At 34.4% G+C, this 14,695-nt stretch carries 11 protein-coding genes; 5 read left to right on the forward strand and 6 right to left on the reverse strand.

Annotation, left to right across the window (positions count from 1 at the left end):
- Window positions 1–52: 52 nt before the first annotated feature.
- The 3 genes from ACP7AQ_RS04590 (at window position 53) to can (ending at window position 2,809) form a co-directional block, all read left to right on the forward strand.
- Window positions 53–334: a hypothetical protein gene (locus tag ACP7AQ_RS04590; protein ID WP_426094566.1), complete on the forward strand. Its 282-nt coding sequence runs from the start codon at window positions 53–55 to the stop codon at window positions 332–334.
- An 85-nt stretch (window positions 335–419) separates the two neighbouring features.
- Entirely contained in the window at window positions 420–2,063 is a 1,644-nt protein-coding gene (locus tag ACP7AQ_RS04595; protein ID WP_426094567.1) for a SulP family inorganic anion transporter, read from the forward strand.
- 110 nt (window positions 2,064–2,173) lie between these two features.
- The gene (gene can, locus ACP7AQ_RS04600; RefSeq protein WP_426063765.1) at window positions 2,174–2,809 is read left to right on the forward strand and encodes a carbonate dehydratase; all 636 of its coding nucleotides are present in this window, start codon (window positions 2,174–2,176) and stop codon (window positions 2,807–2,809) included.
- Window positions 2,810–3,073: 264 nt separating this feature from the next.
- On the opposite strand, the gene ACP7AQ_RS04605 is transcribed toward can, so the two are convergent.
- From ACP7AQ_RS04605 to ACP7AQ_RS04620, 4 genes are all read right to left on the reverse strand, one after another.
- A complete protein-coding gene (locus tag ACP7AQ_RS04605; RefSeq protein WP_426094568.1) occupies window positions 3,074–4,657 on the reverse strand; it encodes a DHA2 family efflux MFS transporter permease subunit in 1,584 nt (527 codons plus the stop codon).
- 78 nt (window positions 4,658–4,735) lie between these two features.
- Window positions 4,736–5,815: an HlyD family secretion protein gene (locus ACP7AQ_RS04610; protein WP_426094569.1), complete on the reverse strand. Its 1,080-nt coding sequence runs from the start codon at window positions 5,813–5,815 to the stop codon at window positions 4,736–4,738.
- Between the two features lie 10 nt (window positions 5,816–5,825).
- Entirely contained in the window at window positions 5,826–7,151 is a 1,326-nt protein-coding gene (locus ACP7AQ_RS04615; protein ID WP_426094570.1) for a TolC family protein, read from the reverse strand.
- A complete protein-coding gene (locus tag ACP7AQ_RS04620; protein ID WP_426094571.1) occupies window positions 7,141–7,767 on the reverse strand; it encodes a TetR/AcrR family transcriptional regulator in 627 nt (208 codons plus the stop codon). The genes ACP7AQ_RS04615 and ACP7AQ_RS04620 overlap by 11 nt, the downstream gene beginning before the upstream one ends.
- A 456-nt stretch (window positions 7,768–8,223) precedes the next feature.
- Here ACP7AQ_RS04620 and ACP7AQ_RS04625 point away from each other — a divergent pair, with 456 nt between their 5' ends.
- Window positions 8,224–8,778 carry a C40 family peptidase gene (locus ACP7AQ_RS04625; protein WP_426094572.1) on the forward strand — a complete coding sequence of 185 codons (555 nt, stop codon included), beginning with the start codon at window positions 8,224–8,226 and terminating at the stop codon, window positions 8,776–8,778.
- 439 nt (window positions 8,779–9,217) lie between these two features.
- On the opposite strand, the gene ACP7AQ_RS04630 is transcribed toward ACP7AQ_RS04625, so the two are convergent.
- Window positions 9,218–10,279, reverse strand: a complete 1,062-nt coding sequence (locus ACP7AQ_RS04630; RefSeq protein WP_426094573.1) for an alkaline phosphatase D family protein — start codon at window positions 10,277–10,279, stop codon at window positions 9,218–9,220.
- A 300-nt stretch (window positions 10,280–10,579) separates the two neighbouring features.
- Here ACP7AQ_RS04630 and ACP7AQ_RS04635 point away from each other — a divergent pair, with 300 nt between their 5' ends.
- On the forward strand, window positions 10,580–13,048 hold the full coding sequence (locus ACP7AQ_RS04635; RefSeq protein ID WP_426094574.1) for a zinc-dependent metalloprotease: 2,469 nt from the start codon (window positions 10,580–10,582) through the stop codon (window positions 13,046–13,048).
- A 90-nt stretch (window positions 13,049–13,138) separates the two neighbouring features.
- Here the strand turns inward: ACP7AQ_RS04635 and ACP7AQ_RS04640 are convergent, their stop codons facing one another.
- Window positions 13,139–14,557 (reverse strand): adenosine deaminase, encoded by a 1,419-nt coding sequence (locus tag ACP7AQ_RS04640; protein ID WP_426094575.1) that lies wholly within the window; start codon window positions 14,555–14,557, stop codon window positions 13,139–13,141.
- Window positions 14,558–14,695 lie beyond the last annotated feature (138 nt).

A 14,695-nucleotide genomic window follows, 5' to 3' on the forward strand; every position in this document is an offset into this window, starting at 1 on the left:
ATTTAGGATATTGGATGTTTTTTTTATGAACTATTATTCTATTTTTGCTACAATGAAAATGATATCTAAAATATTCTTAATCATATTTATTGCGTTTCTTGCCACACCAACAATAGTTACTGTGATTGAGAAAAGCGCTGATATTTCAATTTTCTACACTGTCTCTGAAGAAGAACATGCTCAGAAGGAAATCAAGACATTTTTTTATTTGGATAATTTTTCAGATGTAATCCTTCCCGCAAAATTAACTTCAAGCGCCATTTTATCTGAGAATTTATCTAAACACGATAATATAACGGCTTCCATATTTATTCCTCCGCCTAACGAAGTTTAATGCACAATTTTTGATTATATTTTTTTAATCAATTTTCACATGTAGCATGTGAACAACTGTTTTTATTCACTTTTAGTTAGGTATTATGACAAAAAAAATTAATCTTTTTGCTAACCTTAAATCCGATTTTGCGTCTGGTTTAGTGGTTTTTTTGGTTGCGCTACCGTTATGTTTAGGTATTGCAATGGCTTCGGGTGCTCCTTTATTTTCAGGAATTATTTCAGGAATTATAGGAGGGATAGTAGTGGGTTATTTAAGTACTTCTCACATAAGCGTTTCTGGACCGGCCGCCGGACTTACGGCAATTGTTCTAACAGCAATTACGGATTTAGGGGCATTTGATATTTTCTTGACAGCAGTCTTTTTTGCAGGTCTGATACAATTGATACTTGGATTTGCGAAAGCCGGAAGTATTTCTAATTATTTCCCAACGAATGTTATCGAAGGAATGCTGGCGGGTATTGGAATTATAATTATTCTGAAACAATTGCCGCACGCATTTGGATATGACAGTGATTTTGAGGGAGATCAAGCCTTTTCGCAAACGGATGGCAGTAATACTTTTTCAGCGTTGTTTAATATTTTTGATTACCTCCAAATAGGTTCTATAGTTATTACGTTAGTTTCTATGGCAATCATAATTTCTTGGGATAATTTTCCATTTTTTAAAAAACTAAAATTAGTTCCGGGAGCATTAATTGCCGTAACTGTTGCTGTTATTTTGAATGAAATATTCATTGGCAACGGGAGTGCATTGGCAATAGGGAAAGAACATTTAGTTTCTTTACCGGTTCCATCGTCATTCGAAGAATTTAAAGCAATTATCGTCACACCTAATTTATCTGGAATTATGAATCCAAAGGTTTGGGTAGTAGCATTTACGATTGCTATTGTAGCTTCGATTGAGACACTTTTGAGTATTGAAGCATCAGACAGGATGGATGTGCAAAAAAGATATACTGACACCGATAAAGAATTAAAAGCGCAAGGAATTGGTAATATGGTGAGTTCTTTACTAGGCGGTTTACCATTGACTTCTGTAATTGTTCGTTCTTCGGCAAACAATAATTCTGGGGCAAAGTCTAAGATGTCAACCATTATTCACGGATCATTATTGTTAATTAGTGTACTTGCTATTCCGGTAGTTCTTAATAAAATTCCATTAGCAACTTTAGCAGCCATCTTGATTTTAGTGGGATATAAGCTGGCTAAACCTGCTAGATTTATACATTTTTGGGAAAAAGGAAAATATCAGTTTGTTCCTTTTATTGCTACATTATTAGCAGTTGTATTTTTGGATTTGTTGAAAGGAGTAGCTTTGGGAATCATCATCAGTGTTATTTTTGTTTTAAAAGGGAATCTTAAAAGAGCTTATTATTTTAGAAAAGAGGAATATGAAGATGGAGATGTGATTCATATCGATTTAGCTCAAGAAGTTTCTTTCTTAAACAAAGCAGCCATCAAACAAACATTAAGTCAAATACCGGAAAATTCTAAGGTTATCATTGATGCAAAAGATACGGTTTATATTGCGCATGATATTTTGGATTTGATCCATGAGTTTAAAACTACCAGAGCTGTAGACAATAACATTAAAGTTAAATTAAAAGGATTTAAAAAAGCATATCAGTTGGAAAACAGCACGGATATACAAAAATACGTTACTATTGAGCATTATTACGATGCCGCAAAACGAGTTATGGTAAAAAAAGAAATGACAGAGGAATAATTTTTTTAAAAATAAAGCGAAAAATAATTAGGGATTTAAATTCAAAAAAATGTTTCTTTACACCTAATGACAAAAAATATACGTTTGTATAATTATTAATAAAAAAAATTATGAGCGATTTTTATAAAAAAATATTGGAGAATAATAAAAAATGGGTTGAAACTTCGTTAGCAAGCGATCCAAATTATTTTCAAGATCTTGCTAAAGGTCAAACACCACCATTGTTATGGATTGGTTGTTCGGATAGTCGCGTTCCTGCAAATGAAATCGTAGGTGCAAAACCGGGGGAAGTTTTTGTACACAGAAACATCGCTAACATGGTCGTTCACTCTGATATGAATATGTTGAGCGTATTGGATTACGCAGTAAACGTTTTGAAAGTCAAACACGTTTTAGTTTGCGGACATTACGGTTGCGGGGGTGTAAAAGCAGCAATGGGAAATGATTCTATCGGGATCATTGATAACTGGATTCGCCACATTAAAGACGTGTATCGTTTGCATAATACGTACTTGGATTCTATTCTGGACGAAACAGAACGTTTTAACACTTTCGTAGAATTGAACGTAAAAGAACAGGTTTTTGACCTTGCTAAAACATCAATTGTTCAGGCAGCTTGGAGAAATGGTCAAGATTTGACGTTACACGGATGGGCTTACGGATTAAACTCCGGTTTTGTTACCGATTTAGAGGTTAACATCAGTTCTGAAAAAGATTTGGATGAAGTTTACCAGTTGAAATTTTAAGTAGCGAATTACATTCCAAAAGCGGATCAAGACAGTACATAAAATCTTACACAATTTTATAATTAATTGAAATAATGATGAGCTCGATATTGTGTCGGGCTCGTTCTTTTTAGATTTAGTTTAATTCTATCTGCTATCGTATTTTTTAAAGGATCACAATTTTTACGTAATGATAAGTATTTTTCTTAAAACATTAAGATAATATTTACATCTCCGATGAAGGAGTGCATCAAATGCTGTTTATCTTTCAGGTGTATTTCAATATTAATGCATGGCATCGGCAGGATTGATTTTGTTTTTTCCTTTTTTTATCAAAAGTATAAAAGGAATACACAACAAAAATAATGCGCCTAAGTACAAAAAGATGTCCATATAAGATAATACGGAACTTTGAACCATTACTTTATATTCAATGGCTTTGTAGGCTTTTGCCAAAGCTTCATTTTCTGAATAGCCTTTAGACATAAATCCCATTTTTAGTTGTTGCACTATTTTTTGTACTTCATAAGAAGTTGAATTCAGATGTGAAATAAGATTCACACGATGTTCCTGATTGAATCTGGCAATAAAAGTGGTTATAATAGCAATTCCGAAAGAACCTCCCAATTGTCGCATCATTCCTGTAAAAGCGGCTCCTTCGCCAATGCTTTTTCCTTTTAAAGTGGACAAGGAAAGTGTAGAAATAGGAACAAATAATAATCCCAATCCAATTCCTCTTAATATCAGTGGCCAGTACAGATGTTCTGCACCAGAATCTGGTGTGATTACCTGTTGCATCCAATACGTAAAAAAGAAAAATAACAAGAATCCTGCTGCCACCATATACGTTTGCGGTACGCCACGCTGAATCATTTTACCAATAAAAGGCATCATAATTCCGGTAGTGATGGAACTTGGAATCAACAATAAACCGGCATCTAAAGCACTCCAGCCCAATACGGATTGTGTGTAAATAGGGATGATAAAAGTAGAGCCATACAATCCGAAACCTAGAATAAAACACATTATGGTTCCTACTCTCAGGTTGGTATCTTTCAAAACTCTTAAATTTACTATGGGATGCTGATAGGTGAGTTCTCTCCAAATAAAAAGTACTAAACCAAAAATAGAAACAACAGTTAACAATACAATTATGTTATTATTGAACCAATCGTCTTGCTGACCATGTTCCAGAACGTATTGTAAGGAGCCAATAAAAGCGGTTAATAGAACGATTCCCCACCAATCGACTTGACTGGCTTTAAGTTTATCTCCATATTTAGGGCTTTTTACAAAAGACAAAGTCAGTAATGTCGCGATAATCCCGATAGGAATGTTGATGTAAAAAATATAAGGCCATGAAAAATGATCCACAATATAACCTCCCAAAGGCGGACCAAGCGTTGGTCCTACAATAACTCCCATTCCGTAAATAGCTTGCGCCATTCCTCTTTTGGCAACAGGATAACTCTCGGTTATTATGGTTTGTGCTGTCACTAATAAAGCGCCACCACCCAATCCTTGAATAAATCTAAAAGTGACTAATTCCCAAATATTATTGGCGTTACCACATAGAAAGGAAGCAACCGTAAATATAATTATGGAAACCGCAAAATAATTCCTACGCCCAAATTGTTGTGATAACCAACTGGTCATAGGAATAACAATTACATTCGCAATGGCATAAGCGGTAATTACCCAAGCCACATCAGTAAGTGACGCACCAAGGCTGCCTCGCATATTGTTCAATGCCACATTTACAATTGTAGTATCTACAATTTCAAGCATAGCACAAAGAACGGCTGTAATGGTAATGATGACTCTTCTAAAGCCATATTCTACTAAATCGTCTTCTCCCGTTTGAACCATTTTATACTAAAGTGTAAACTATCATTTTCTTAAAGCTAGTGCAGTTTTTGACATTTTAGAACCTGCCAAAGTTTTGATTTATTTTAAATGTACATCAACATCCACATTCATTCCCGGGCGAAGTAATTTTATTTTTTCAGGATCGTTTGTTGTGCTCAAACTTATTTTAACCGGTAATCTCTGGATTGTTTTTACAAAGTTTCCTGTAGCATTATCAGGAGGAAGTAATGAAAAACGAGAACCTGTAGCAGGAGAAAATGAGGTAATTGAACCTTTAAAATCATAACCCGGATACGCATCAACTTTTATGGTAACTTTTTGTCCGATTACCATTTTGTTTAATTGCGTTTCTTTGAAATTAGCAATTACCCATGCCTCCTTGTTATTGATGATGTAAAATAAAGATTGTCCCGGTTGTACTAATTGTCCCGGTTGAATGTCGATTTTTGAAACCTGACCGTCAATTGCAGCAGTTACAGCAGTGTAACTTAAATTTAATTTTGCGGCATCTAATATTGCTTGCGCTCTTTTGATATTGGCAGCAGCTACTTCCGTTTGTTTGTCTGAAACTTTTGATTTTGCTACAATAACTGATTTTTGAAAAGCCGTTGCTCGCTGTTGTTGTTGTAAAACACGTACTTGGCTTTCTGCTTCAAGTTTTGCGGCTAAAGCTTGCTCATATTGTTGTTTTGTAATCGAATGGCTTTTAAATAAGTTCTCATATCGGTTGTAATCACTCGTAATGCGGCCCAATCTTATTTTTGCCGATTCGATATTTCCGCCCGCTGATTGCACATTGGCATCAGAAACTGAAATGTTAGCCAAAGCACTTCCAATATCCGCTTTAGAAACTTCAAAACTGCCTTCAGCACCAACCATTGCAGCATTAGCTTCTTCAATTTTTAACTGATAATCTCTTTTGTCAATTGTAAAAAGCGTGTCGCCTTTCTTTACAAAATCATTGTCTTTGATATATACTTTATCCACATATCCCGAAACTCTAGGAATTATAGGATTCATGTTTTTTTCAATTTGCGCATCGTCTGTTTCTTCATGAGCTAAGGAATGCCTATATTTATAAGTTCCGTAAGTACCACCTAACACTACCAAGGCCACTAGGATAATAATAAATTTTGAATTCTTTTTTTTCTTTTGCATGGTAGTATGATTATTTTTGAGGTAGATTGAATGATTGTGATAATTGACCAGTTACGGAGAGTAACTCGTAGTATTTTTGGATGGTATTGGCTTTCGCCAAAGCTTTACTGATTTTTGAATTTAGTTGTTCCACATCAGCTTCGAGCAGATCATTAGTGTCCGAAAGTCCATTGTCATATTTGTCTTTTACAATTCGGTAATTTTCACTCGCTTGTTCTTGTGCTTCCTCGTAAACAGTGGTTTGCTTTAAAGCTAAATCGTAATCTTCAATCGCTTTTTGAACTTGAACTTTAATATAATCAGTTAACAGAGCTTCAGAATTTTGTACTTCTAAAAACTTATTTTCTGCAAGTCGGATCAAGGTTCCATTTTTCAGAATAGCACTTAAATCATAAGAAATTCCAACACCGATATTCATCGCATTTTGAACAGTGATTACATTGCTCAGGTTTAATGCGGTATATCCACCAATGATTGCAATTGCCGGATAATACGACCCTTTTGCTATTTTTATATTCGCTTCACTTGCTTTTCCCTGATACCGAATAGCTTCTAAATCCTTACGATTTTCTAATGCCGGCAATTCATTAATTGGGATATTTATCATTTGGAAATCAGCAAAATCATCTTCGCGAATTTCCAGTTTGGTGTCTGGATTTAATTTTAAAAGTGTAACCAAATAAAAGTTGATTACTTTTAAATTATTATTCGTTTCATCTAACGATAATTGTATTTTCGAAGCTTGTAATTTAGATTTTAACAGATCATTTCTAGGAATGATTCCGTTTTTTTCGAGTTCTACAAAATCTTTAACACGTTGCTTGGCGCTTTTTTGGTTTTCTTTCAGCAGCTCAATTGTTTTTTGTGCTTTGTATAAACTGGCATAATATTCAATCACCCGCAAAGCAATTTCCTCCTTTGTTTGAGCAGCAGTAGCCATTTCAGCTTCGTAAAGATTCTGATATGCTTTGATGCTGTTTTGGATTTTAAAACCAGAGAAAACAGGAACACTGGCATTCAATTGACCCACCATTAATTGATTGACAATGGGAAGTTGCTGGGCGCTGTTATTTTGATTCAGTTTAAAATCTACCGATGCATTTGCCAATCTTTGGTATTGTCCGGAGAGTTTCAAATCAGGATATTGGTTGTTTTTTGTAGATTGCAATTCGTACTTTTTGGTTTTTACTTTCGTATTGGCCAGCGTAACTTCATTGCTTTTGGTCCAAGCCAAATTAATGGCTTCGTTCAATGTTAAACTTGTTTTTTCTTGTGCTTCTATTGATGAAATTCCAATAAAGAAAATCCCAAAGAGCATGAATTGACTAACTTTCATATATCAGAAGTGCTTTTATAGTTTGTTGTATGTGCTTGGTCAAATTGGTTTTGATATAATTGTTATATAAATCCTCCGTTTTCAAGTTCAATAAATTTTCGAAGAATGGTTTGTTCATGTGAAAATGAAAGAAAGTACCCAAAATGGTTGGTGTAATGAGCGGAATAATTACATCTTTTCTGAAAATGCCTTTACTCTGACCTTCTTCAATAATAGTTTCAAGGGATTTTAGATTTCCTTTTTTTAATTCAGAAAAAGCCTGTAAATTTTGTTCTCGTTTTTTGGAAGTGAATTCGAAATGTAAAATTCTGTAGATACCTCTGTTACTGTTGATTCTATTGATGTAAAGTTCAATTAGTTTGTTGATTTTTTCAATGGGTTCCAGATCTTCTTTTAAGAGATTCTCTAATTGGTTTTTGAGGTCGGATGTTCTGTATATAATAAGCGATTCCAACAAACGTTCTTTAGAACCAAAGTAATATGAAACCATGGCAATATTGATTTTTGCCACTTTAGCTATGTTTCTAATGGAAGTACCATCAAATCCTTCCTCTGCAAAAAGTATTTCGGCAACTTCGAGGATCTGAATTTGTTTGTCGTTAAAAATACTTTTCAATGGAATCAAATTTTTTCAAGAAACAAAACTAAACAAGCGTTTAATTTAAACAACTGTTTGGTTTTTGTTTAACATAATTTTAACATTGAATAAAGCGTGACATATTTTTTTTTTTTGATACTTCAATTACATCATTCATAAAAAAAATAAATATAAATCTAACGGCTACTATTAATACGTGTGGTAAAAATAAAAAAATTTGATTTTAACGTTATTTATTAGCATGTAATAATTCTTTCTATTAATTACTTAAAATCAGCACTAATATTTAATGCGAAATCCTATAAATTAGACATTTTATACGGCTTTCCAAATGTATTATAGGATCGACAATCAATATTCAAAGAACTTAAAACTTATAAAACTCTAAAACTTTTTTCATTATATTTGACACAGATAATCCATTTATTTTACTTCAAATAACGATACACAATGGGTTAATTTAATTTTTTCAGTATGAAATTTAAAAATAAAAACACCATAAAATTGACACTGTTCATTGGTTTATCGCTACTTGTTTTAGAAAGTTTCGCGTATGGTTCATCAAAAGCGGGTAGATTTTCATCTCAAAGAAGTGAAACCATTGTCAAAAACTCACTAGTAGATCCAATTGACAATAATGGCTATTTGGGAGATAAGATTGTGAATTTCGGAATGGGATTATTAGGAACACCTTATGTTACAGCTGGCTGCAGCAAGAATGGTTTTGATTGTTCCGGATTTGTTTACTTTGTCTACAATCATTTTAAAATTCAGGTTCCACGCAGCTCTTCACAGTTTAATAATTTTGGTAAAAAAATCCCGATTGCCGATGTAAAAAAAGGTGATATTCTATTATTTTTGAGTCCTACCAGAAATGTTATTGGGCATATTGGCATCGTGTCAAATCCAAAAGGAATGGAAAGTGATTTTATTCACTCCACCTCAGGTCGTGAAATGAAAGTGGTTATTACAAGTCTGACAAAGCCCGGCTACAAGCGTAGATTTGTGAAAGCAATACGTGTTTTGTAATTTTATTATTTTAAGAAAATAGTAATCTAAAATCTATTTTATTATTATTAAAAATGATTCGATTTGCATTCTAGTTATACTATTCGTAGAAAATACATCAATAATGGTGGCTTCATGGTTAATTAATGTAAAATGATTTCCTCTTATTAAAGTAATCGAACTATGATTGGTTATTCCAAAACGAAAATATTTCCCTTCAATTTCTAGTTAATGATATTATACAGTTTCTTTATTGTCAAATAGACTTTGTGTCAAAACAAATAATGAATTGGTAATCGATTCGAAATTTTCTATTCTTTTCTTAATATCATTATTCTTTTCAGTAAGATATAATTCGATGAGATGTTTCTGTTTTCTTTCATAATAATTTACTACCACAATTATAAACTCTATTCAATTTGTATTTCTTAAATATAATCTAATAATTCCCGCAAAAATGCTACTTTTTAAAACTAATTTCATCCAGCCCAATCGTGTATTCCGCACGTTGGTTGTCGTTGACATCCCAAATTTCCATTTTTATTTTTGGGATTTTGTTTTTCCAGTCTATCGTTAATAACCCAAAATGATTTTCCATAATTGGACCTTCAATTCTGTTTTTGTTGGGTGTCGCAAAATGCCAGGTTGAAGAGAGTCCGCTGGAGGTAAAATCGTAAATAGGATACAATCCCGGTGCCGTAAGTTTAGAAATTTCAGCATAATGCACATCTCCGGTTAAAAACAAAACGCCGTTTGCTTTCGTTTTCTTGATGAGATTTAAGAATCTTTTTTGCTCCAGCGGAAAATTAGCCCAACCTTCATAGCCGTTGTATTCAATTCCAAACTGAGACCCGGAACCAATTAGTCGAATATCAGCGGGTTTTTGTAATTCTGCTTCCAGCCAGTTCCATTGCGCAGTTCCTAAATAAGTGGAATCTGGGTTTTGTAAAGGTGCGTAATCCAAAGAGTAGAAATACCGTTTATCATCCCTAACTTCTCCATTGTATTTCTTGTAATCATCCCTGAAAGTGCGGTTATCCAACAGGATTATCTGTACTTTTTTGCCTTTGTTTTCATACATATTGGACGTGTATATTCCGTCGTGTTTTCTTCTTTCGGAATCTGCAGGTTCATCAAAAAACTTCAAGAACAGTTCTTTTGATTCTTGCTTTTTTGGATAATGCCGACCCGCATCATTTTGTCCGAAATCGTGATCGTCCCAGGTAGCAATAATAGGTACATTTTTTTTCAAATTTTGAAAAGTAGCTTTAGCCGCCAATCGATCGTATTTGGCTTGCAGTGTGTTCATATTGTCCGTATCTCCGTAAATGTTGTCGCCCAGAAATACAAATAAATCCGGTTGGTGTTTTACCACAACATCAAAAATGAGTAATGGATTATTTTGGTTCGAACACGATCCAAAAGCAATTTTTGAAATGTTCTTTTGCGAGAAACCATTCCATGAGACTAGTATGAAAGCTACTAAAAAAAAGGTTTTTTTAACGATATTATTTTGAATCATAATTTGATTTTTAGTGTTTTAAAGTTTCTAAATAAAAGGGAAGTCGTCTCCAAAAGCATTACCAGTTTCAATAAAATTTAAATGCTGACCGCAATAGATCGTATAAATTCAAAAAAAAACGTATTTCCAAATGTAATAAAAAAAGAATTCTAATAAAATGAAGCTAAAAACGAACTGCCGTTAAAACCTCCTAAAAAGTCTGGAACGTTTGTTAATTAAAAGTTAAACCAATGAATATTATTTAATTTGCTTGAGCTAAAATATATTTTTGATATTGATTAACCATTAAATATCCAGTAAATGAAGAAATTTTTCATTTTAACAGCAATTGTAGCAACAATGCTTGTGCCAACCAACCAATTTGCACAATCCAAAAGAAAAAGAGATAAAAACGCCGCTGTAGTTCCGCCATCGGAAAAGAAACCGGAAGCCACCATCAAGGAATACAGTAAGGTAATTACTAAAGATGCCGTTTCAGACGAAGGCTTATTTACGGTTCATAAAGTAGATAAAAAATATTTCTTCGAAATCCCAAATAAATATTTAGATAAAGACATGCTTTTGGTAAGTCGGTTGTCTAAATTGCCTTCAAATTTAGGCGGCGGATACGTAAACGCTGGTTCCGAAACCAATGAGCAACTGATTGTTTGGCAACGTTTTCAAGATAAAATCCTTATCAAATTAAAGTCGTTCAGCGCTGTTGCCAATGACAGTTTACCCATCAGTATTTCAGTGAAATCCAATAATTATGAGCCTACATTATTCGCTTTTGATATCGTAGCATTCAGCAAAGATTCTGCAAATACGGTGATTGATGTATCCAAATTTTATGGCACCGATGTAAAATCAATTAGTGGTTTATCAGGTGAAATGAGAGAAACTTATAAGGTAAAAGGACTGGATGAAACCCGAAGTTTTATCAATACAATGAAAAGTTTCCCCATGAACATTGAAGTAATTCAGGATTTCACCTACAACGCGTCAAAACCGCCGGTTCAGGCAGATTCAGAAACAATCAGTATCCAAATGAATCAATCGATGATTTTATTACCTGAAAAACCAATGCAACCCCGATTGGCCGATCCGAGAGTGGGGTGGTTTACGATGAATCAAATTGATTATGGAAGTAATGAATTAAAATCCGACAGTAAAAGCTATATCCGCCGTTGGAAATTGGAGCCAAAAGATCCTGTCGCTTACGCAAAAGGCGAACTCGTGGAACCCATAAAACCAATTGTTTATTATTTAGATCCTGCCACGCCTGAAAAATTGCGAAAGTACATCAAACAAGGAATTGAAGATTGGCAAAAGCCTTTTGAAACGGCTGGTTTTAAAAATGCGATTATCGCGAAAGATCCCCCAACGAAAGAACAAGATCCTGACTTTAGCCCGGAAGATATTCGGTATTCCGTGATTCGTTACGTGGCCAGTACGACACGTAACGCGGTTGGACCAAGTGTTTCGGATCCTAGAACAGGAGAAATTATCGAAAGTGACGTAATTTGGTACCACAACCATTTGCGATCGTACCGAAACCGTTATTTGTTAGAAACTGGAGCAGCAAATCCTACGGCGAGAACATTAAACACAAGCGATGAAGAAATGGGTGAAATGATGCGTATGGTTATCGCGCATGAAGTGGGACATGCTTTAGGTTTTCCTCACAATATGGGTGCTAGTTGCGCTTATGATACTGAAAATTATAGAGATGGAGCCTTTACTCAGAAAAACGGAATCGCAGCAAGTTTGATGGATTATGCCCGTTTTAATTATATCGCTCAACCCGGAGATAAAAACGTGCGTTTCATTCGCCAGATGGGACCTTACGATCATTATGCTACGAATTGGGGATACAGATTCATTCCAAATGTGACTTCTCCTGAAGCAGAAGTACCCACATTGGACAAATGGATTATGGAAAAAGCGGAAAATCCTATTTACAAATTCGGAAAACAAAGCAGTAATTTTGATCCAACATCACAAACCGAAGATATTGGAAATAATTCTATGAAAGCGGGTACTTATGGCCTCAAAAATTTGCAATACGTAGCGGCACATTTACCGGAATGGACCAGTGATGTAACTAATAATTACGAAGATTTAGATGAGCTGTACAAAGAAATGCTGGATGTTTGGAGCAGATATGTTGGACATGTAGTGACCAATGTTGGAGGTGTTTATGAAGCTACAAAAAAGCCAATCCAAAAGGGAAGTATTTATGATATTGTACCAAAAGCAAAACAGCAAGAAGCGATGCAGTGGTTGCAAACTAATGCTTTTGCTTCTCCAACGTGGTTGGTGAATGTAAATACATTAAAAAACATTGATTACGCTGGTTACACCGAGCGTTTCCGAAATGTACAATCCAGACATTTAAATAGTGTGTTGAGTTTTGAACGTATTGGTCGATTGATGGATGCCGAGATAATGGGAACGGCAAATTACAAAGCCTTGGATTTATTAGGTGATATGCGTAAAGGAATTTGGAAAGAGGCTAATTTGCCATCGAACGTGACTATTTACAGAAGAAATTTGCAACGGGCGTACATCGAAAGAATGGCTTATCTTATGAAAGAAGAAATCAAGTCCGGTAGTGCTTCTGACTATTATAATGTTGCGCAATCAGATTTGAGAGGATTAGTGAGAGGTGAGTTGAATGCTTTGAGAATCACTTTGGCAGTTGCTAAAACGAGAGCTGTAAATGCAGAAACAAAATACCATTATGAAGATGCCATCAAAAGAATTGAGTTAATCTTAAACCCGAAATAATGGCAATTCAGGAGATTATATTTATCCAAAAATCCGCTTTCGAGCGGATTTTTGGGTTTTGTAAAGTTGACCTTATAAAAAGAATGCGGTTTATTTCATTGGAAAATTAGCCTCAAAAGCTTTAAATCTTGAGTCTAAATCTTTTAGTAATTGCTTTTTTACGATAGCTTCTTTTATAAAACTATAATTGATACTATTGTACACATATTGCTTAATATCGGTGTACGAAACGTTTTTGTATCTTTTGGCTAACAAAACATATTGCTCCGTCATGTTGGTGCGTAAAATACCTGCATCATCGGTACTGATTACAATAGGAACGCCAAATTCTTTGTACAAGGTCAAAGGATGACGGCTTTCTTTTACTTTCAAAATGAATTCGTTGCTCACTAAGTTAATTTCAATAGGAATGGTTTTCTTCGCCATATAACGCAATAAATTATACGAATCTTTCTCATACGCCATATCTACTCCGTGACCGATGCGATTGGCTCCTGCAGTATGAACAGCTGCGCCTATGTGCCAAGTCAAATCTTCCGGTTGCACCAAACCAAGAGTCAGTTCGCCGGCATGCATTGAGTATTTTACATTTGGATAACGGGAATGGCAATATTTAAACATCACCATGTGCAACCAATAATCTTTCATTGAAGTTGCGCCGTCTTCCGGCGAAACAATGTTAACTCCTGCCATCAGCGGACTTTCATCTGCCGAAATGAATGCAATTATCAAATTTTTGAATAAGTCTACGGGTTCCATGAAACGCAGTACAAAATTTTGATAGCGCATCGTAAATTGCTTACCATCAATTTTAAGGTCCTCGTGAAGCTTTGCCACAAAATTGGTATTAAATGCTGCAGCGTAGGAATTAGCATCTTTTTTTAGTAAAGAATTGTAAACAGAATCCAATGATTTTAGAATAGCTTTTTCGTCTTTTAATAATGCTAATTTCCGCAATCGGGAATTAAATTCTGTCAAATCATCAGTGTTCATTGCAGTTGGAATCGTTGATAATTGTGTTTCAATATAACTGACATTTTCTGAAATGGCTCTGTTTTTAAGTTCCAATAATCCTTGTCCAAAATTCCCTTTGATAGCCGGTTCAAACTTCATAAACGATTCGAAAAACAGCTTATCTGATGGGTAATCCACATGATTATAATCTTTTACAGACCATTTTTGCATGATTTTTTGTTTGTAAGCGTCCAATGTACCGTTGCTTTTCAATGTCGAAAATAATTGCCAGTTTCCGGTTCCTGGTTTTTCTTTTAACACGTCCATCGTTTCTGTATTAAGATAAAAATCGTCCGTAATAGCGCGTTCCAATAAAGGCTCAGCGTAAATAGAACCCGAAAAATGATGATGTAAATCGCCTCCTTTTGGCATTTGCGAGAAGAAAGCAGTTAGTGCTGCTTCATTGTTTCTGATCTTTTCAAAATAGTCATTCGTTGATTGCGAGTAAGTAGAGTTTAAAAAAAGAGCGAAGAATAAAGTATAAAGTAATTTCATATTTTTTTTTTGGATCGATAATGTTAAAGTACTTTTTTAAAAAAAAGTCCTAAATTATGCCAAAATTAAGCAATTTCGTTTTCTATTTGGTATAGCAATAAAAAAGTTTTATTTTTGCACCTTATTTATGGAAAACAG

The organism is Flavobacterium sp. DSR2-3-3 (genome assembly GCF_049896585.1).
GTDB lineage: Bacteria > Bacteroidota > Bacteroidia > Flavobacteriales > Flavobacteriaceae > Flavobacterium.